The organism is Salmonella bongori NCTC 12419 (assembly GCF_000252995.1).
GTDB classification, from domain to species: domain Bacteria; phylum Pseudomonadota; class Gammaproteobacteria; order Enterobacterales; family Enterobacteriaceae; genus Salmonella; species Salmonella bongori.
The window spans coordinates 2,295,142-2,314,226 of the sequence record NC_015761.1 but is presented as its reverse complement, the minus strand read 5'-3'; the positions used below and the strand labels follow the sequence as shown (position 1 = coordinate 2,314,226).

The following is a 19,085-nucleotide window of genomic DNA, read 5'->3' as shown; positions in this document are numbered from 1 at the left end:
TATCTGCTAATTTTCATGACGCGAGTTTATACATAACCTATTGTTCAGAATATTGTTTTTTGTATTAGTACGTGTCGGTAAACTATTTGACGCCGTTACAAAATTTACACGTCCATCATTAGCAGAAATCTGTAGACGCCTAAAGGTATGAGACCTTCTCTTCGATATATCCCGATAAGTTGCATTCGGTATTATATCGGTGTGTGAGAGAAGTGTTTTGGCCGTTTTTTCAATTACATTCTCACATTTACCTGGGGTACCAGGTGGTACTGCGAGGGATGCACATTACAAATGGAATTGCTTGTTTCTGTATGCACAGCATTAACCAGGTCAGCCCGATATGACCCGCCAGTAAGTGAAAAATTATGATAAATGCAAATCGTCCGATCATTAATCTCGACCTCGATCTGCTGAGAACGTTCGTGGCTGTTGCCGATCTGAACACCTTTGCCGCGGCGGCTGCTGCGGTATGCCGTACTCAGTCTGCGGTGAGTCAGCAAATGCAGCGTCTTGAGCAACTCGTAGGAAAGGAATTGTTCGCTCGTCATGGGCGTAACAAACTCTTGACCGAACACGGTATCCAGCTTCTGGGGTATGCCAGAAAAATTCTACGTTTTAATGATGAAGCATGTTCATCATTAATGTTTAGTAATCTTCAGGGGGTGCTAACCATCGGCGCGTCTGATGAATCAGCAGACACTATCCTGCCTTTTTTACTTAGCCGGATAAGCGCAGTGTATCCGAAACTCGCGCTTGATGTGCGGGTAAAACGTAACGCTTATATGGTGGACATGATTAAATCGCAGGAAGTGGATTTGGTGGTGACGACTAACCAACCTCATTCGCTGGATTGTCTGAATCTGCGGACATCGCCTACCCATTGGTATTGTGCGGCTGAATATGTTTTGCAAAGGGGAGAACCCATACCATTAGTACTGCTGGACGATCCCAGTCCATTCCGCGATATGGTACTGGAAACGTTAAATGCTGCGGGTGTTGCATGGCGACTGGCCTATGTGGCCTCGACATTGCCAGCGGTTCGCGCGGCTGTCAAAGCCGGTCTGGGCGTTACGGCCCGGCCTGTCGAGATGATGAGTCCTGACCTTCGCGTGCTGGGCGCGGCAGACGGGTTACCACCTCTGCCAGACACGGAATATCTGTTGTGCCGCGACCCTGACAGCCAGAATGAACTGGCGATGGTGATTTTCCACGCGATGGAAAGCTACCAAAATCCATGGCATTACAACCCGTATTCTGCGGAAGGTGGAGATGATTCCCTGATGGTGGAAGGCGGTTTCGAATAGTCCATTACAAAAATGTGCTAAACAGTAAATGTAAAAAAGAGCCGCTGACGATGAAAAAACGTTCAGTGGCTCTTTTTTTACGCCCATCGCTATCGTCTTAATGGCACAAATCGTAAAAGATATGGCAAATCAGCGAGTAGCGAGCCGCTTATTAAACTGGGTAAAAAATAGCCAGAACATCCATTTTATGGATTTGCATGTTAAAAAACTAGAGAAATTGTTGCTGTTTTATGGGGTGAATTAACAAAAGCGTGTCACAGATCAAGAAAATACTCCTATTTAGGGGGAGGCATCTTCACAAATTCCTGTCAAAATAGGAGGGTGTTATTTCTTTTGCTTCACAACGGACACGATTCAACAACATAAAATTCCGCCTGGTCGGAGGTGTATTTTTCCCCGGGATGGCATTTAATGTTAATGATAATGAATTGATGTAAAATAATGTGAAGGAACTTTTGTTAAAGTTGACAAAAGGTTATAGAAAGGAGTAAAAAACCACATCAATTAGCTGTTTTTATCATTTTCTACAGTAATTGTAGGGTTTTTTTTATTCCTCCCCATGAATCGATGTGGCGTCCATTTGCCGTAAAGAGCAGAGAAACTGGCGCTACTTTTGATGAGTAAGCAATGAGTATGTCAACATCCACTGAAGTCATCGCTCATCACTGGGCATTCGCTATCTTTCTTATCGTTGCCATTGGCCTGTGTTGTCTGATGCTGGTAGGCGGTTGGTTTTTGGGTGGTCGCGCACGCGCGAGGCACAAAAACGTTCCGTTTGAATCAGGTATCGACTCGGTCGGCACCGCCCGCTTACGCCTGTCTGCCAAGTTTTATCTGGTAGCCATGTTCTTCGTTATCTTCGACGTTGAAGCGCTGTATCTGTTCGCATGGTCAACTTCTATCCGCGAAAGCGGTTGGGTTGGTTTTGTGGAAGCTGCAATTTTTATTTTTGTGTTACTGGCTGGTCTGGTTTATCTGGCGCGTATTGGCGCGTTGGACTGGACGCCCGCGCGTTCACGCCGCGAGCGTATGAACCCGGAAACGAACAGTATCGCTAATCGTCAACGCTAACCGCGAGGCATTAAGATGGATTATACGCTCACCCGCATAGATCCTAACGGTGAGAATGACCGTTACCCCCTGCAAAAACAGGAGATCGTAACTGACCCCCTGGAGCAGGAAGTTAACAAAAACGTGTTCATGGGCAAGCTGCATGACATGGTTAACTGGGGCCGTAAAAATTCGATTTGGCCCTACAACTTCGGCCTTTCTTGCTGCTATGTAGAGATGGTGACCTCTTTTACCGCAGTGCATGATGTCGCCCGTTTCGGCGCGGAAGTTCTGCGTGCGTCTCCACGTCAGGCTGACCTGATGGTGGTAGCCGGTACCTGCTTTACCAAAATGGCTCCGGTTATTCAGCGTCTCTATGACCAGATGCTGGAGCCAAAATGGGTCATTTCCATGGGCGCCTGCGCTAACTCCGGCGGCATGTACGATATTTATTCGGTTGTACAGGGCGTTGATAAATTTATCCCGGTGGATGTGTATATCCCTGGCTGTCCGCCGCGTCCGGAAGCGTATATGCAGGCGCTGATGCTGCTGCAGGAGTCGATTGGCAAAGAGCGCCGTCCGCTTTCATGGGTGGTTGGCGATCAGGGCGTGTATCGCGCCAATATGCAGTCAGAACGCGAGCGTAAACGCGGCGAGCGTATTGCCGTCACGAACCTGCGTACCCCGGACGAGATTTAATTTGCGCCTGTCGGCAGCAGCACTTCACTTCGCTAACCACTATATCAATAGCGCGAAGTACTGCCGACCACCACGGACCATTTGCAATGGTGAACAATATGACCGACTTAACCGCGCAAGACGCTGCATGGAGTACCCGAGATCATCTTGATGATCCGGTCATCGGCGAACTGCGCAACCGTTTTGGGCCGGATGCCTTTACTGTTCAGGCGACCCGCACTGGCGTACCCGTTGTTTGGGTCAAGCGTGAACAATTACTGGAAGTTGGCGATTTCTTAAAGAAACTGCCGAAACCTTATGTCATGCTGTTTGACTTACACGGCATGGATGAACGCCTGCGTACGCACCGTGACGGATTACCCGCCGCGGATTTTTCCGTTTTCTATCACCTGATTTCCATCGAGCGCAATCGCGATATCATGCTCAAGGTGGCGCTGTCTGAAAATGACCTGCGCGTGCCGACCTTCACCAAACTTTTCCCGAACGCTAACTGGTATGAGCGTGAGACCTGGGAAATGTTTGGTATTGATATCGAAGGCCACCCGCACCTGACGCGCATCATGATGCCGCAAACCTGGGAAGGCCATCCGCTGCGTAAAGATTATCCGGCGCGCGCGACCGAATTCGACCCGTTTGAGCTGACCAAAGCCAAACAGGATCTGGAAATGGAAGCATTAACCTTCAAGCCGGAAGACTGGGGCATGAAGCGCGGCACCGAAAACGAGGACTTCATGTTCCTTAACCTCGGTCCAAACCACCCGTCTGCGCACGGTGCATTCCGTATTATTCTTCAGCTTGACGGCGAAGAGATCGTCGACTGCGTGCCTGACATCGGCTATCACCATCGTGGCGCCGAGAAGATGGGCGAGCGTCAGTCCTGGCACAGCTACATTCCGTATACCGACCGTATCGAATATCTCGGCGGCTGCGTCAACGAAATGCCTTATGTGCTGGCAGTAGAAAAACTCGCCGGCATTACCGTGCCGGACCGCGTTAACGTGATTCGCGTCATGCTTTCTGAACTGTTCCGCATTAACAGTCATCTGCTGTATATCTCCACGTTCATTCAGGACGTTGGCGCCATGACCCCGGTCTTCTTCGCCTTTACCGATCGTCAGAAAATCTACGATCTGGTCGAAGCGATTACCGGTTTCCGTATGCACCCGGCCTGGTTCCGCATTGGCGGCGTGGCGCACGATTTGCCGCGTGGCTGGGATCGTCTGCTGCGTGAATTCCTGGAGTGGATGCCGAAACGTCTGGATTCTTATGAGAAAGCCGCGCTGCGCAACACCATTCTGAAGGGACGTTCGCAGGGCGTGGCCGCTTACGGCGCAAAAGAAGCGCTGGAGTGGGGCACCACCGGGGCTGGCCTGCGTGCCACGGGTATCAACTTCGATGTGCGTAAAGCGCGTCCGTATTCTGGCTATGAAAACTTCGACTTTGAAATCCCGGTCGGCGGCGGCGTTTCCGACTGCTATACCCGCGTAATGCTAAAAGTGGAAGAACTGCGTCAGAGTCTGCGCATACTCCAGCAGTGCCTCGATAATATGCCGGAAGGGCCGTTTAAAGCGGATCACCCGCTGACCACGCCGCCGCCGAAAGAGCGTACGCTGCAACATATCGAAACCCTGATCACCCACTTCCTGCAGGTTTCCTGGGGCCCGGTGATGCCGGCACAGGAGTCTTTCCAGATGGTGGAAGCGACTAAGGGGATTAACAGTTACTACCTGACCAGCGACGGTAGCACCATGAGCTATCGTACCCGTGTGCGCACGCCGAGCTTTGCGCATCTGCAGCAGATTCCGTCGGCGATTCGCGGTAGCCTGGTTTCCGACCTGATCGTCTATCTGGGTAGTATCGATTTTGTTATGTCAGATGTGGACCGCTAATTATGCACGAGAATCAACAACCACAAATCGAGGCTTTTGAGCTGAGTGCGGCAGAGCGTGAGGCGATTGAGCACGAGAAGCACCACTACGAAGACCCGCGTGCGGCGTCCATTGAAGCGCTGAAAATCGTTCAAAAACAGCGTGGCTGGGTGCCGGATGGCGCGATCTATGCGATCGCGGATGTGCTGGGTATCCCGGCGAGCGACGTCGAAGGGGTCGCAACCTTCTACAGCCAGATCTTCCGTCAACCGGTGGGTCGTCACGTGATTCGCTACTGCGACAGTGTGGTGTGCCATATCACCGGCTATCAGGGGATTCAGGCCGCGCTGGAGAAAAACCTCAATATCAAGCCGGGGCAGACAACCTTTGATGGTCGCTTTACGTTATTGCCAACCTGTTGTCTGGGCAACTGCGACAAAGGGCCGAATATGATGATTGATGAGGACACTCACAGCCATTTGACGCCGGAAGCGATTCCTGAACTGCTGGAGCGGTATAAATGAAAAATATTATCCGTACTCCCGAAACTCATCCGCTAACCTGGCGTCTGCGCGATGACAAACAGCCGGTATGGCTGGACGAATATCGTAGCAAAAACGGCTATGAAGGTGCGCGCAAAGCCTTAACCGGTCTGTCACCTGATGAGATTGTCAGCCAGGTGAAAGACGCCGGTCTGAAAGGGCGAGGCGGCGCGGGCTTTTCCACCGGTCTCAAGTGGAGTCTGATGCCGAAAGACGAATCCATGAACATCCGTTACCTGCTGTGTAATGCCGATGAAATGGAGCCGGGCACTTATAAAGATCGTCTGCTGATGGAACAACTGCCGCACCTGCTGGTGGAAGGGATGCTGATCTCCGCGTTCGCGCTGAAAGCGTACCGCGGCTATATCTTCCTGCGTGGCGAATATATCGAAGCGGCTGTACATCTGCGCCGCGCGATTGCCGAAGCGACTGAAGCGGGTTTGCTTGGCAAAAATATCATGGGCACCGGTTTTGATTTTGAACTGTTTGTTCATACCGGGGCTGGGCGTTACATCTGCGGCGAAGAAACGGCGCTGATTAACTCTCTCGAAGGCCGCCGCGCCAATCCGCGCTCTAAGCCACCGTTCCCGGCAACTTCCGGTGTATGGGGTAAACCGACCTGCGTTAACAACGTGGAAACGTTGTGCAACGTCCCGGCAATCCTCGCCAACGGCGTAGAGTGGTACCAGAACATTTCGAAAAGCAAAGATGCGGGCACCAAGCTGATGGGGTTCTCGGGACGCGTGAAGAATCCGGGCCTGTGGGAATTACCGTTTGGCACTACCGCGCGCGAGATCCTCGAAGATTACGCGGGCGGTATGCGTGATGGCCTGAAATTCAAGGCCTGGCAGCCAGGCGGTGCGGGCACTGACTTCCTGACCGAAGCGCACCTTGATTTGCCGATGGAATTTGAAAGCATTGGTAAAGCGGGTAGCCGTCTGGGAACCGCGCTGGCGATGGCCGTTGACCACGAAATCGGTATGGTATCGCTGGTGCGTAACCTGGAAGAGTTCTTTGCCCGTGAATCGTGCGGCTGGTGTACACCGTGTCGCGATGGTTTGCCGTGGAGCGTGAAAATTCTGCGCGCGCTGGAGCGCGGCGAAGGCCAGCCGGGGGATATCGAGACACTTGAGCAACTGTGTCGTTTCCTCGGACCGGGTAAAACCTTCTGTGCGCATGCGCCGGGCGCGGTTGAGCCACTGCAAAGCGCAATTAAGTATTTCCGCGAAGAATTCGAAGCTGGCATCAGGCAGCCGTTCAGCAATACTCATGTGATCAATGGGATTCAGCCGAACCTGCTTAAAGAGCGCTGGTGAGTTAACGATTTTTAATTTGGAAGCATGCTAATGGCTACGATTCATGTAGACGGCAAAGAATACGAGGTCAACGGCGCGGACAACCTGCTACAGGCATGTCTGTCCCTCGGCCTTGATATTCCGTATTTTTGCTGGCACCCGGCGCTGGGAAGCGTCGGTGCTTGCCGCCAGTGTGCGGTGAAGCAATACCAAAACGCGGAAGATACGCGTGGTCGCCTGGTGATGTCCTGTATGACACCGGCCACCGACGGTACCTTTATCTCTATTGACGACGAAGAAGCGAAACAGTTCCGTGAAAGCGTGGTGGAGTGGCTAATGACTAACCATCCGCACGACTGTCCGGTGTGTGAAGAGGGCGGTAACTGCCATCTTCAGGATATGACCGTCATGACCGGTCACAGCTTCCGCCGTTACCGTTTCACCAAACGTACCCACCGCAATCAGGATCTGGGGCCGTTCATCTCTCATGAAATGAACCGCTGCATCGCCTGTTACCGCTGTGTGCGTTACTACAAAGATTATGCCGACGGCACCGATCTGGGCGTCTATGGCGCGCATGACAACGTCTACTTCGGGCGTCCGGAAGACGGTACGCTGGAGAGCGAATTCTCTGGTAACCTGGTGGAAATTTGTCCGACCGGTGTCTTCACCGATAAAACGCACTCCGAGCGCTATAACCGTAAATGGGATATGCAGTTTGCGCCAAGCATCTGCCAACAGTGTTCCATCGGCTGTAACATCAGCCCGGGCGAGCGCTATGGTGAATTGCGTCGTATTGAAAACCGCTATAACGGTACGGTAAACCACTACTTCCTCTGTGACCGCGGTCGTTTCGGCTATGGCTATGTGAACCTGAAAGATCGTCCACGTCAGCCGATACAGCGTCGTGGCGATGACTTCATCACCCTGAACGCTGAACAGGCGATGCAGGGCGCGGCAGATATTCTGCGTCAGTCGAAGAAAGTCATTGGCATCGGTTCTCCGCGCGCCAGCGTGGAAAGCAACTTTGCTCTACGTGAGCTGGTTGGGGCGGAAAACTTCTATACCGGTATCGCCCAGGGTGAGCAGGAACGCCTGCAGCTGTCGCTGAAAGTACTGCGCGAGGGGGGAATTCATACGCCGGCGCTGCGTGAGATTGAATCTTACGATGCGGTGCTGGTATTGGGTGAAGACGTGACGCAAACCGGGGCGCGCGTTGCGCTGGCGGTGCGCCAGGCGGTAAAAGGCAAAGCGCGCGAAATGGCGGCGGCGCAGAAAGTGGCTGACTGGCAGATAGCGGCAATTCTTAACATCGGTCAGCGGGCGAAGCATCCGTTATTTGTCACCAACGTGGATAACACCCGTCTGGATGACATCGCTGCGTGGACCTACTGCGCGCCGGTTGAAGATCAGGCGCGCTTAGGTTTTGCGATTGCTCATGCGCTGGATAATACGGCACCGGCGGTTGACGGTATCAGCAGCGACCTGCAAAACAAAATTGATGTGATCGTGCAGGCGTTAGCCGGGGCGAAGAAACCGCTGATTATTTCCGGCACTAACGCTGGTAGCCTGGAGATGATTCAGGCAGCGGCTAACGTGGCGAAGGCGCTGAAAGGTCGCGGCGCGGACGTTGGCATCACTATGATTGCCCGTTCCGTAAATAGCATGGGGCTGGGCATGATGGGCGGTGGTTCGCTTGACGATGCGCTGACCGAGCTGGAAACCGGGCGTGCGGATGCCGTCGTGGTACTGGAAAATGACCTGCATCGTCACGCTTCCGCTACCCGCGTTAATGCCGCGCTCTCTAAAGCGCCGCTGGTAATGGTGGTTGACCATCAGCGTACCGCGATCATGGAAAACGCGCATCTGGTGCTATCGGCGGCAAGCTTTGCCGAGAGTGACGGTACGGTGATCAATAATGAAGGCCGCGCCCAGCGTTTCTTCCAGGTCTATGATCCAGCCTATTATGACAGCAGCACTATTATGCTGGAAAGCTGGCGCTGGCTGCATTCCCTGCACAGTACTGTCGAAAACCGCGAAGTAGACTGGACGCAACTTGACCATGTTATCGACGCGGTGATTGCCGCAATGCCTGAGTTTGCGGGCATTAAAGATGCGGCGCCGGATGCAACATTCCGTATTCGCGGCCAGAAACTGGCGCGTGAACCGCACCGCTACAGTGGTCGCACGGCGATGCGCGCCAACATCAGCGTGCACGAACCGCGTCAGCCACAGGACAAAGACACCATGTTCGCCTTCTCAATGGAAGGTAACAACCAGCCGTCGGCGCCGCGTTCACAAATTCCGTTTGCCTGGGCGCCAGGCTGGAACTCGCCGCAGGCGTGGAACAAGTTCCAGGATGAAGTTGGTGGCAAACTGCGTCATGGCGATCCGGGTGTCCGTCTGATTGAAGCCTCCGCAAACGGTCTGGATTATTTCACCAGCGTTCCGGCGAGCTTCCAGGCGCAGGAAGGGGAGTGGCGTATCGCGCCTTACTATCATCTGTTCGGCAGTGATGAATTGTCTCAGCGCTCGCCGGTATTCCAGAGTCGTATGCCGCAACCGTACATCAAACTCAACCCGGCGGATGCCGCGAAACTGGGGGTGAATGCGGGGACGCACGTTTCCTTCAGTTATGACGGTTATACCGTAACGCTGCCGGTCGACATTTCAGAAGGGTTAACGGCAGGGCAGGTCGGTTTGCCGATGGGTATGCCCGGTATCGCGCCGGTTCTGGCGGGTGCGCGACTTGAGGATCTGCGGGAGGCACAACAATGAGTTGGATTACACCGGATCTGATTGAGATCCTGCTCAGCATTCTCAAAGCGGTCGTGATCCTGCTGGTGGTCGTCACCTGCGGGGCATTCATGAGCTTTGGCGAACGTCGTCTGCTGGGTCTGTTCCAGAACCGTTATGGACCAAACCGCGTGGGTTGGGGCGGCTCGCTCCAGCTGGTCGCGGACATGATCAAAATGTTCTTTAAAGAAGACTGGATCCCGAAATTCTCGGATCGCGTCATCTTTACCCTGGCGCCGATGATCGCTTTTACTTCGTTGTTGCTGTCCTTCGCCATTGTGCCGGTTAGCCCCAACTGGGTCGTTGCTGATCTGAACATCGGGATTTTGTTCTTCCTGATGATGGCCGGTCTGGCGGTTTATGCGGTGTTGTTTGCCGGTTGGTCGAGCAACAACAAATACTCTCTGTTGGGGGCGATGCGTGCCTCTGCCCAGACGGTGAGCTACGAAGTGTTCCTCGGACTTTCCCTGATGGGCGTGGTGGCGCAGGCCGGTTCATTCAATATGACCGACATCGTCAATAACCAGGCGCATCTGTGGAACGTCATTCCGCAATTCTTTGGTTTTGTCACTTTTGCCATCGCAGGCGTGGCGGTCTGTCACCGTCATCCGTTTGACCAGCCGGAAGCCGAGCAGGAACTGGCGGATGGTTACCACATCGAATATTCCGGTATGAAATTCGGTCTGTTCTTCGTGGGGGAGTACATCGGTATCGTCACCGTTTCCGCGCTGATGGTTACGTTGTTCTTCGGTGGCTGGCATGGCCCGTTCTTACCGCCTTTCGTCTGGTTCGCTCTGAAAACTGCGTTCTTCATGATGATGTTCATTTTGATTCGTGCGTCGTTACCGCGTCCTCGTTATGACCAGGTAATGTCCTTCGGCTGGAAAGTCTGCCTGCCGCTGACGCTCATCAACTTGTTGGTAACGGCGGCTGTCATCTTGTGGCAGGCGCAATAAGGGACACAAAGACCATGACCTTAAAAGAATTATTAGTAGGTTTCGGCACTCAGGTACGCAGTATCTGGATGATCGGCCTACATGCGTTCGCCAAGCGCGAAACGCAGATGTATCCGGAAGAACCGGTCTACCTGCCGCCCCGTTACCGTGGCCGTATCGTGCTGACGCGCGACCCGGACGGCGAAGAGCGCTGCGTAGCCTGCAACTTATGTGCGGTAGCGTGTCCGGTTGGCTGTATTTCTCTGCAAAAAGCTGAGACCAAAGATGGCCGCTGGTATCCGGAATTTTTCCGCATCAACTTCTCGCGCTGCATTTTTTGCGGCCTGTGCGAAGAGGCGTGCCCGACCACGGCGATTCAGTTGACCCCGGACTTTGAACTGGGTGAATACAAACGTCAGGATTTGGTGTACGAAAAAGAGGATCTGCTGATTTCCGGTCCGGGCAAATACCCGGAATATAACTTCTACCGGATGGCGGGTATGGCAATCGACGGCAAAGATAAGGGCGAAGCAGAGAACGAAGCCAAGCCTATCGACGTCAAGAGCCTGTTACCGTAAGGAGAGGGCAATGGAATTCGCTTTTTATATCTGTGGCCTGATAGCCATCCTCGCAACCCTGCGGGTTATCACCCATACCAATCCGGTGCATGCGCTGTTGTATCTGGTAACGTCGCTGCTGGCGATTTCCGGGGTGTTCTTTTCGCTGGGCGCTTACTTCGCTGGTGCGCTGGAAATCATCGTCTACGCAGGCGCCATTATGGTGTTGTTCGTGTTCGTGGTGATGATGCTTAACCTCGGTGGGAGTGAAATCGAACAGGAACGCCAGTGGTTGAAACCGCAGGTGTGGATTGGACCGTCGATTTTATCGGCCATCATGCTGGCGGTGATTATTTACGCCATTCTGGGTGTCAACGATCAGGGAATCGACGGCACGCCGATTAGCGCGAAAGCGGTCGGTATTACGCTGTTCGGGCCGTATGTTCTGGCGGTCGAGCTGGCCTCTATGCTGCTGTTGGCAGGCCTGGTTGTCGCCTTCCACGTTGGGCGTGAAGAGCGTCCTGGCGAAGTGCTGAGCAATCGCGCCGATGACCGCGCGAAAAGAAAAACGGAGGAGCACGCATGATCCCCTTACAACATGGACTGATCCTCGCTGCGATTTTATTTGTCCTTGGCTTAACCGGTCTGGTTATCCGCCGCAATCTGCTGTTTATGCTGATTGGGCTGGAAATCATGATTAACGCTTCTGCGCTGGCTTTTGTGGTCGCCGGAAGCTACTGGGGCCAGACGGATGGTCAGGTGATGTATATTCTCGCTATCAGCCTTGCGGCGGCGGAAGCGAGTATTGGTCTTGCGCTGTTGCTGCAACTCCATCGCCGTCGCCAGAACCTGAACATCGATTCAGTAAGTGAGATGCGTGGATGAACATGCTTGCCTTAACCATTATTTTGCCATTGATTGGCTTTGTATTACTGGCGTTCTCTCGCGGTCGCTGGTCTGAAAACCTCTCCGCCACCGTGGGCGTGGGGTCTGTTGGGCTGGCGGCGCTGGTGACCGCGTTTGTCGGGATGGACTTCTTCGCGAACGGCAAACAGGCGTTCAGCCAGCCGCTGTGGACCTGGATGTCAGTCGGAAACTTCAACATCGGTTTCAACCTGGTGCTGGACGGCCTGTCGCTGACCATGCTTTCCGTGGTGACCGGTGTAGGCTTCCTGATCCACATGTTTGCTTCCTGGTACATGCGCGGCGAAGAGGGGTACTCCCGCTTCTTCGCTTACACCAACTTGTTTATCGCCAGCATGGTAGTTTTGGTGCTGTCGGATAACCTGCTGTTGATGTACCTCGGCTGGGAAGGCGTGGGCCTGTGCTCTTACTTGCTGATTGGCTTCTATTACAGCGATCCGAAGAATGGCGCAGCGGCAATGAAAGCGTTTGTCGTCACCCGTGTGGGTGACGTCTTTCTCGCCTTCGCGCTGTTCATTCTGTACAACGAACTGGGCACCCTGAACTTCCGCGAAATGGTTGAACTGGCGCCAGCGCACTTTGCCGACGGCAATAACATGCTGATGTGGGCGACGCTGATGCTGTTGGGCGGTGCGGTAGGTAAGTCTGCGCAGCTACCGTTGCAGACCTGGCTTGCTGACGCGATGGCCGGCCCGACGCCTGTCTCTGCGCTTATCCACGCGGCCACCATGGTGACCGCGGGCGTCTACCTCATTGCGCGCACGCATGGCCTGTTCCTGATGACACCGGAAATTCTCCATCTGGTGGGTATTATCGGGGCGATCACCCTGGTGATGGCCGGTTTTGCCGCGTTGGTTCAGACCGACATCAAACGCGTGCTCGCTTACTCAACGATGAGTCAGATAGGCTACATGTTCCTCGCGCTGGGCGTACAGGCCTGGGACGCGGCGATTTTTCACCTGATGACCCACGCCTTCTTTAAAGCGTTGCTGTTCCTGGCATCCGGCTCGGTGATCCTCGCCTGCCATCACGAACAGAACATCTTCAAGATGGGCGGCCTGCGCAAATCTATTCCGCTGGTGTATGCCTGCTTCCTGGTGGGGGGCGCGGCGTTGTCGGCGCTACCGCTCGTCACTGCTGGCTTCTTCAGTAAGGATGAAATTCTGGCGGGCGCCATGGCGAATGGTCATATCAACCTGATGGTGGCGGGGCTGGTCGGCGCGTTCATGACCTCTCTGTATACCTTCCGGATGATTTTCATCGTCTTCCACGGTAAAGAACAAATTCACGCTCATGCAGGGAAGGGGATTACCCACCATCTGCCGCTGATTGTGTTGATGATTCTGTCCACCTTTATTGGCGCACTGATTGTGCCGCCGTTGCAGGGTGTACTGCCGCAGACAACAGAACTTGCGCATGGTCGCGTACTGACCCTGGAAATCACTTCTGGCGTGGTGGCAATTGCGGGCATTCTGATTGCGGCATGGCTGTGGCTGGGCAAACGCACGCTCGTGACCGCTATCGCCAACAGTGCGCCGGGCCGCTTGCTGGGGACCTGGTGGTATAACGCCTGGGGCTTTGACTGGCTGTACGACAAAGTGTTTGTGAAACCGTTCCTCGGTATCGCCTGGTTGCTGAAACGCGATCCGCTTAATGCGCTGATGAACATTCCGGCTTTCCTTTCCCGCTATGCAGGCAAAGGCCTGGTACTGAGCGAGAACGGTTATCTGCGCTGGTATGTGGCATCAATGAGCATTGGCGCGGTGGTGGTGCTGGCTCTGCTGATGGTACTGCGTTGAGTTTGAGATGACGTCTTTGCCCGGTGGCGATAACGCTTACCGGGCTTACAAGACCGAAGGTCGGGTAAGCGTTAGCGCCATCCGACAGAACTCAAAGAGAATTTGTAAAATTCGTTGAAAATCAGGTCCAAAAGGACAGGCGTTTAATGAGTAAAGCGGCCTGACCCGGACTAAAACAAGGAACAATGATCACCATGTTATTACCTTGGTTGATACTAATCCCCTTTATCGGCGGCTTCCTGTGCTGGCAGACCGAACGCTTTGGCGTGAAGGTACCGCGCTGGATTGCCCTGATCACCATGGGATTGACGCTCGCGCTTGGCTTGCAGCTGTGGTTGCAGGGCGGCTATTCACTGACGCAATCTGCCGGTATTCCACAGTGGCAATCTGAGTTTGTTCTGCCGTGGATCCCGCGCTTTGGCATTTCTATCCATCTGGCGCTCGACGGACTGTCGCTGCTGATGGTGGTGCTGACCGGTCTGCTGGGTGTGCTGGCGGTGCTTTGCTCCTGGCGCGAAATTGAAAAATATCAGGGTTTCTTTCATCTGAACCTGATGTGGATCCTGGGCGGCGTGATCGGCGTGTTCCTTGCCATCGACATGTTCCTGTTCTTTTTCTTCTGGGAAATGATGCTGGTGCCGATGTACTTCCTGATCGCGCTCTGGGGGCATAAAGCGTCCGATGGTAAAACGCGTATCACGGCGGCGACCAAGTTTTTCATTTATACCCAGGCAAGCGGTCTGGTGATGCTGATTGCTATCCTGGCGCTGGTTTTTGTGCATTACAACGCGACCGGCGTCTGGACCTTCAATTACGAAGAGCTCTTGAATACGCCGATGTCTCACGGCGTGGAATACCTGCTGATGCTGGGCTTCTTCATTGCCTTCGCGGTGAAAATGCCGGTGGTTCCGCTACACGGCTGGCTGCCTGACGCGCACTCCCAGGCACCGACGGCAGGTTCCGTCGACCTGGCCGGTATCTTGTTGAAAACTGCCGCTTACGGTCTGCTGCGCTTCTCGCTGCCGTTGTTCCCCAACGCATCGGCGGAGTTCGCACCCATCGCCATGTGGCTGGGTGTGATCGGAATCTTCTATGGCGCGTGGATGGCCTTCACTCAGTACGACATTAAGCGTTTGATCGCTTATACCTCCGTTTCCCATATGGGCTTCGTGCTGATTGCTATCTACACCGGTAGCCAACTGGCGTACCAGGGGGCGGTGATCCAGATGATTGCGCACGGTCTGTCCGCGGCGGGTCTGTTCATCCTGTGCGGCCAATTGTACGAGCGTCTGCACACCCGCGATATGCGTATGATGGGCGGTCTGTGGGGCAAAATGAAATGGCTGCCTGCGCTGTCAATGTTCTTCGCTGTGGCGACGCTCGGTATGCCGGGCACCGGTAACTTCGTCGGCGAATTCATGATCTTGTTCGGCAGCTACCAGGTGGTTCCGGCAATTACCGTGATCTCGACCTTTGGGCTGGTATTTGCCTCGGTTTACTCGCTGGCGATGCTGCATCGCGCTTACTTTGGTAAAGCGAAAAGCCAAATTGCCAGTCAGGAACTGCCAGGGATGTCGCTGCGTGAGCTGTTTATCATCCTGTTGCTGGTCGTGCTTCTGGTACTGCTTGGCTTCTATCCGCAGCCGATTCTGGATACCTCGCATTCCGCGATGAGCAACATCCAGCAGTGGTTTGTTAATTCTGTTACTACTACAAGGCCGTAAATCGCCATGACAATAACTCCACAACACCTGATTGCGCTGCTACCGCTGCTGATCGTCGGCTTGACGGTGGTGGTTGTGATGCTCTCCATTGCGTGGCGACGCAATCATTTCCTCAATGCCACGCTGTCGGTCATTGGGCTTAACGCTGCGCTGGTTTCGCTTTGGTTTGTTGGCCAGGCTGGCGCCATGGACGTCACGCCATTGATGCGCGTTGACGGTTTCGCGATGCTCTATACCGGACTGGTTCTGCTGGCGAGCCTCGCGACCTGTACCTTTGCCTACCCGTGGCTGGAAGGTTATAACGATAACCAGGAAGAGTTCTATCTTCTGGTACTGATTGCCTCGCTGGGCGGCATTTTGTTGGCGAACGCTAATCATCTGGCGGCACTGTTCCTCGGTATTGAACTGATCTCGCTGCCGCTGTTTGGCCTGATTGGTTACGCCTTCCGTCAGAAACGTTCGCTGGAAGCCAGCATTAAATACACCATCCTCTCTGCTGCCGCCTCGTCTTTCCTGCTGTTCGGGATGGCGCTGGTCTATGCGCAGTCTGGCAATCTGTCGTTTGAAGCGCTCGGTAAGAGCCTTGGCGATGGTATGCTGCACGAGCCGTTGCTGCTGGCGGGCTTTGGCCTGATGATTGTCGGGCTGGGCTTTAAACTCTCTCTGGTGCCGTTCCACCTGTGGACGCCGGACGTTTATCAGGGCGCGCCTGCGCCGGTTTCCACTTTCCTGGCGACGGCAAGTAAAATCGCCATCTTCAGTGTGGTAATGCGTCTGTTCCTGTATGCACCAGTGGGCGATAGCGAAGCGGTACGTGTGGTGCTGGGCATCATCGCCTTTGCTTCTATCCTCTTCGGTAACCTGATGGCGCTGAGCCAGACCAATATCAAACGTCTGCTCGGTTACTCCTCCATCTCTCATCTTGGCTATCTGTTAGTCGCGCTGATTGCCATGCAAAGCGGCGAGATGTCGATGGAAGCGGTAGGGGTATATCTGGCCGGTTATCTGTTCAGCAGTCTGGGCGCATTTGGTGTGGTCAGCCTGATGTCCAGTCCGTTCCGCGGTCCGGATGCTGATTCGCTGTTCTCTTACCGTGGTTTGTTCTGGCACCGTCCTGTACTGGCCGCGGTAATGACAGTGATGATGCTGTCGCTGGCCGGTATCCCGATGACGCTGGGCTTTATCGGCAAATTCTATGTGCTGGCGGTGGGCGTCCAGGCTAGCCTGTGGTGGTTGGTTGCCGCTGTGGTAGTGGGTTCCGCGATTGGCCTGTACTACTACCTGCGCGTAGCGGTGAGCCTCTACCTACATGCCCCGCAGAAACTGAACCGCGATGCGCCGACAAACTGGCAGTACAGTGCCGGCGGTATTGTGGTGTTGATTTCCGCGCTGCTGGTGCTGGTGCTGGGCGTCTGGCCGCAGCCGCTCATCAGCATTGTACAGTTGGCAATGCCGCTGATGTAAAAGACAAAAACCCGCTTTACGAAGCGGGTTTTTTTATTGCTAATAAAGAGAGTTATAAGGATCTTCTGTAGGACTGATAAGTGGAGCATCCTCAGGTATTCGGCAGAACTTAACCAGGCAACTGCCGACTCACTAACGGGCCGCTGATATTTTGCGCCGCGCGCTCCATCACTTCCTGAATCACCGATGACAGCTCGTTAACTTCAAACTTGGCCACATAGCCGTCGGCCTTCACCTTGCGGACGTGATCTTCGTTAGCGCTACCGGAAAGGGAAGAATGAATGACGACCGGGATCTTCTTCAGCCGTTCGTCGGTTTTAATTTTGCGTGTTAACGTAAAGCCATCCATCTCCGGCATTTCGAGATCCGTCAGGACCAGAGCGATTTTTTCGCTAATGGGTTTACCTTCGGTTTCCGCTTCCTGCGCCAGTTGCTGGATTTTTTCCCAGGCATCTTTGCCGGTGACATGCATCTGATGCGGAATCTCCATCGCGTTCAGTCCTTTTTCCAGCATGGCTCGCGCCACTTTTGAGTCTTCCGCTACAATCGCTACCGCACCTGGGGTAATCGTAAATTTGTTGGTCTTCAGATTGGTGGCACGCAGATCGTGGCTGGAAGGCACAATATCATAGAGGATCTGTTCGACATCCAGCACCAGCGCCAGATTATTGGTCTCTTTGTCTTCGTCCAGGCAGGCAATGCTGGTGATATAACGCCCGTTGACGGCTTTCTCGGCGGTATGTACCTGCTTCCAGTCAAGACGCATAATATTCTCTACCGATTCGACGGCAAACGCCTGTACGCTGCGCGCATATTCGGTGATCAGCAAAATATTCAGCCCGGTCTCCGGTTTGCAGCCAGCCACCGCCGGTAAATCAATCACCGGAATGACCTGATCGCGAATATTGACCATGCCCAACAGTGGCGCCTTCATGCCTGCCGGGCGTGTAAAGGCGGGCATGGGTACGATTTCGCGCAGCTTAAAGACATTAATGCCGAACAGCTCTGACTTCTGTTCATGCAGCGATGTCCCAAGACGGAATAACAGCAATTCAAACCGGTTTGACAGGGTTAAATTCGCCCTGTCATCAATATCTTTCTGGAAATTGTCCATCCTAACCTCATTATGAAAGCCTGCCTTTTTTAGTGTTATCGGCAAAGAGGACAAAAAATGGAGCGCTAAACCGGGAAAACAGAAAAATCGTAAGCCAGTTCTGTCGCCGGGAAAATGGCGCGGCATTCCGCCAGTAATCGCTGACAGCCTTTATCGTCATAGCGTGAGCTAATGTGGGTCATGATCAGTCGACCGACGGCGGCCTCCCGCGCCAGCGTCGCCGCCTGACGCGTAGAGCTGTGTCCGCGACTGTTGGCCCTGGCTTCCATTGAGGCATCCAGCGTTGTTTCATGCACCATTACATCCACACCTTGTGCCAGCGCGAGGGCGGCGTCACAGGGCGCGGTATCGCCGAAAATCGCCACTGATTTCCCGGCCACGGCGGGAGCAAGATAATCGGCACCGTTGATCTGACGCCCATCGGCAAGTGTGACGGTTTTCCCGGCTTTTAACGTTTGAAACAGTGGGCCGGGCGTGACACCCGCGGCTTTTAACGCTTTGGCATTCAGCGCACCAGGTTTGTCATGTTCAACAATGCGATATCCGTAGCACTCCAGTGGATGCGCCAGCCTGAATGCAGTGACTTTATGCAGGCCATCGTCAAGGATCTCCCCCTCGCTAATCTCTTCTATGTGCAACGGAAAATCAGTCCATGAACCGCTAAGGCGTAGCGTGGTTTCAATAAACTCGCGTACGCCTTTAGGGCCGTACACGGTTAGCGGATGGGGATTGCCCGCCATCGAACGGCTGCATAACAGCCCCGGCAGACCAAACACATGATCCCCGTGAAGGTGACTAATAAAAATGCGCTCAAGCTTACCGGGATGAAATGCGGTATTAAGCATTTGATGCTGTGTCCCTTCGCCGCAATCAAAAAGCCATACTCCTGGCTGTGTGGGATGTTGCAGGTGTAATAAAATTGCCGTTACATTGCGTGAACGAGTGGGAACGCCTGCGGACGTGCCTAAAAAAATGAATTCCATCTTGTCCTTAACACGTTTGGTTATTGTTTAG

The 19,085-nt window shown here is 53.9% G+C and carries 16 protein-coding genes; 14 read left to right on the top strand and 2 right to left on the bottom strand.

Annotated elements, in window-relative coordinates:
• Positions 1-365: 365 nt before the first annotated feature.
• The 14 genes from lrhA to nuoN all read left to right on the top strand — a co-directional run bounded on the left by lrhA (position 366) and on the right by nuoN (position 16,957).
• Complete coding sequence (gene lrhA / locus SBG_RS10870; protein ID WP_000606284.1) at positions 366-1,304, top strand: transcriptional regulator LrhA; 939 nt, start codon at positions 366-368, stop codon at positions 1,302-1,304.
• Between the two features lie 627 nt (positions 1,305-1,931).
• Positions 1,932-2,375 carry an NADH-quinone oxidoreductase subunit NuoA gene (gene nuoA / locus SBG_RS10860; RefSeq protein WP_000062993.1) on the top strand — a complete coding sequence of 148 codons (444 nt, stop codon included), beginning with the start codon at positions 1,932-1,934 and terminating at the stop codon, positions 2,373-2,375.
• 15 nt (positions 2,376-2,390) lie between these two features.
• The gene (gene nuoB / locus SBG_RS10855) at positions 2,391-3,053 is read left to right on the top strand and encodes an NADH-quinone oxidoreductase subunit NuoB (protein ID WP_000386729.1); all 663 of its coding nucleotides are present in this window, start codon (positions 2,391-2,393) and stop codon (positions 3,051-3,053) included.
• An 86-nt stretch (positions 3,054-3,139) separates the two neighbouring features.
• Positions 3,140-4,942 (top strand): NADH-quinone oxidoreductase subunit C/D, encoded by a 1,803-nt coding sequence (gene nuoC, locus SBG_RS10850; protein ID WP_000247863.1) that lies wholly within the window; start codon positions 3,140-3,142, stop codon positions 4,940-4,942.
• A gap of 2 nt (positions 4,943-4,944) precedes the next feature.
• Positions 4,945-5,445, top strand: coding sequence for an NADH-quinone oxidoreductase subunit NuoE (gene nuoE, locus SBG_RS10845; protein WP_000545036.1), 501 nt, complete (start codon positions 4,945-4,947; stop codon positions 5,443-5,445).
• Complete coding sequence (nuoF, locus tag SBG_RS10840) at positions 5,442-6,779, top strand: NADH-quinone oxidoreductase subunit NuoF (protein ID WP_000789510.1); 1,338 nt, start codon at positions 5,442-5,444, stop codon at positions 6,777-6,779. Before nuoE ends, nuoF begins: the two co-directional genes overlap by 4 nt.
• Positions 6,780-6,809: 30 nt before the next feature.
• Positions 6,810-9,536, top strand: a complete 2,727-nt coding sequence (gene nuoG, locus SBG_RS10835) for an NADH-quinone oxidoreductase subunit NuoG (RefSeq protein ID WP_024135072.1) — start codon at positions 6,810-6,812, stop codon at positions 9,534-9,536.
• The gene (gene nuoH, locus SBG_RS10830) at positions 9,533-10,510 is read left to right on the top strand and encodes an NADH-quinone oxidoreductase subunit NuoH (protein WP_000118515.1); all 978 of its coding nucleotides are present in this window, start codon (positions 9,533-9,535) and stop codon (positions 10,508-10,510) included. The genes nuoG and nuoH overlap by 4 nt, the downstream gene beginning before the upstream one ends.
• Positions 10,511-10,524: 14 nt before the next feature.
• Positions 10,525-11,067, top strand: a complete 543-nt coding sequence (nuoI, locus tag SBG_RS10825) for an NADH-quinone oxidoreductase subunit NuoI (protein WP_000172742.1) — start codon at positions 10,525-10,527, stop codon at positions 11,065-11,067.
• Positions 11,068-11,077: 10 nt separating this feature from the next.
• Complete coding sequence (nuoJ, locus tag SBG_RS10820; protein ID WP_000393526.1) at positions 11,078-11,632, top strand: NADH-quinone oxidoreductase subunit J; 555 nt, start codon at positions 11,078-11,080, stop codon at positions 11,630-11,632.
• The gene (gene nuoK / locus SBG_RS10815; RefSeq protein ID WP_000612644.1) at positions 11,629-11,931 is read left to right on the top strand and encodes an NADH-quinone oxidoreductase subunit NuoK; all 303 of its coding nucleotides are present in this window, start codon (positions 11,629-11,631) and stop codon (positions 11,929-11,931) included. Before nuoJ ends, nuoK begins: the two co-directional genes overlap by 4 nt.
• The gene (nuoL, locus tag SBG_RS10810) at positions 11,928-13,769 is read left to right on the top strand and encodes an NADH-quinone oxidoreductase subunit L (RefSeq protein WP_001056591.1); all 1,842 of its coding nucleotides are present in this window, start codon (positions 11,928-11,930) and stop codon (positions 13,767-13,769) included. Before nuoK ends, nuoL begins: the two co-directional genes overlap by 4 nt.
• Before the next feature lie 194 nt (positions 13,770-13,963).
• Positions 13,964-15,493 (top strand): NADH-quinone oxidoreductase subunit M, encoded by a 1,530-nt coding sequence (gene nuoM, locus SBG_RS10805; RefSeq protein ID WP_015702938.1) that lies wholly within the window; start codon positions 13,964-13,966, stop codon positions 15,491-15,493.
• 6 nt (positions 15,494-15,499) lie between these two features.
• Complete coding sequence (gene nuoN, locus SBG_RS10800; RefSeq protein ID WP_000156670.1) at positions 15,500-16,957, top strand: NADH-quinone oxidoreductase subunit NuoN; 1,458 nt, start codon at positions 15,500-15,502, stop codon at positions 16,955-16,957.
• Between the two features lie 109 nt (positions 16,958-17,066).
• Here the strand turns inward: nuoN and SBG_RS10795 are convergent, their stop codons facing one another.
• Positions 17,067-18,071 carry a chemotaxis protein gene (locus SBG_RS10795; protein ID WP_000368550.1) on the bottom strand — a complete coding sequence of 335 codons (1,005 nt, stop codon included), beginning with the start codon at positions 18,069-18,071 and terminating at the stop codon, positions 17,067-17,069.
• A 65-nt stretch (positions 18,072-18,136) separates the two neighbouring features.
• Positions 18,137-19,054 (bottom strand): ribonuclease BN, encoded by a 918-nt coding sequence (gene rbn / locus SBG_RS10790; RefSeq protein WP_000394339.1) that lies wholly within the window; start codon positions 19,052-19,054, stop codon positions 18,137-18,139.
• Between the last annotated feature and the right edge of the window lie 31 nt (positions 19,055-19,085).

Excerpts from the sequence above, each read along its gene's own strand:
- lrhA (WP_000606284.1), top strand. The coding sequence starts at position 366 with ATGATAAATGCAAATCGTCCGATCATTAATCTCGACCTCGATCTGCTG.
- nuoA (WP_000062993.1), top strand. The coding sequence starts at position 1,932 with ATGAGTATGTCAACATCCACTGAAGTCATCGCTCATCACTGGGCATTC.
- nuoB (WP_000386729.1), top strand. The coding sequence starts at position 2,391 with ATGGATTATACGCTCACCCGCATAGATCCTAACGGTGAGAATGACCGT.
- nuoC (WP_000247863.1), top strand. The coding sequence starts at position 3,140 with ATGGTGAACAATATGACCGACTTAACCGCGCAAGACGCTGCATGGAGT.
- nuoE (WP_000545036.1), top strand. The coding sequence starts at position 4,945 with ATGCACGAGAATCAACAACCACAAATCGAGGCTTTTGAGCTGAGTGCG.
- nuoF (WP_000789510.1), top strand. The coding sequence starts at position 5,442 with ATGAAAAATATTATCCGTACTCCCGAAACTCATCCGCTAACCTGGCGT.
- nuoG (WP_024135072.1), top strand. The coding sequence starts at position 6,810 with ATGGCTACGATTCATGTAGACGGCAAAGAATACGAGGTCAACGGCGCG.
- nuoH (WP_000118515.1), top strand. The coding sequence starts at position 9,533 with ATGAGTTGGATTACACCGGATCTGATTGAGATCCTGCTCAGCATTCTC.
- nuoI (WP_000172742.1), top strand. The coding sequence starts at position 10,525 with ATGACCTTAAAAGAATTATTAGTAGGTTTCGGCACTCAGGTACGCAGT.
- nuoJ (WP_000393526.1), top strand. The coding sequence starts at position 11,078 with ATGGAATTCGCTTTTTATATCTGTGGCCTGATAGCCATCCTCGCAACC.
- nuoK (WP_000612644.1), top strand. The coding sequence starts at position 11,629 with ATGATCCCCTTACAACATGGACTGATCCTCGCTGCGATTTTATTTGTC.
- nuoL (WP_001056591.1), top strand. The coding sequence starts at position 11,928 with ATGAACATGCTTGCCTTAACCATTATTTTGCCATTGATTGGCTTTGTA.
- nuoM (WP_015702938.1), top strand. The coding sequence starts at position 13,964 with ATGTTATTACCTTGGTTGATACTAATCCCCTTTATCGGCGGCTTCCTG.
- nuoN (WP_000156670.1), top strand. The coding sequence starts at position 15,500 with ATGACAATAACTCCACAACACCTGATTGCGCTGCTACCGCTGCTGATC.
- SBG_RS10795 (WP_000368550.1), bottom strand. The coding sequence starts at position 18,071 with ATGGACAATTTCCAGAAAGATATTGATGACAGGGCGAATTTAACCCTG.
- rbn (WP_000394339.1), bottom strand. The coding sequence starts at position 19,054 with ATGGAATTCATTTTTTTAGGCACGTCCGCAGGCGTTCCCACTCGTTCA.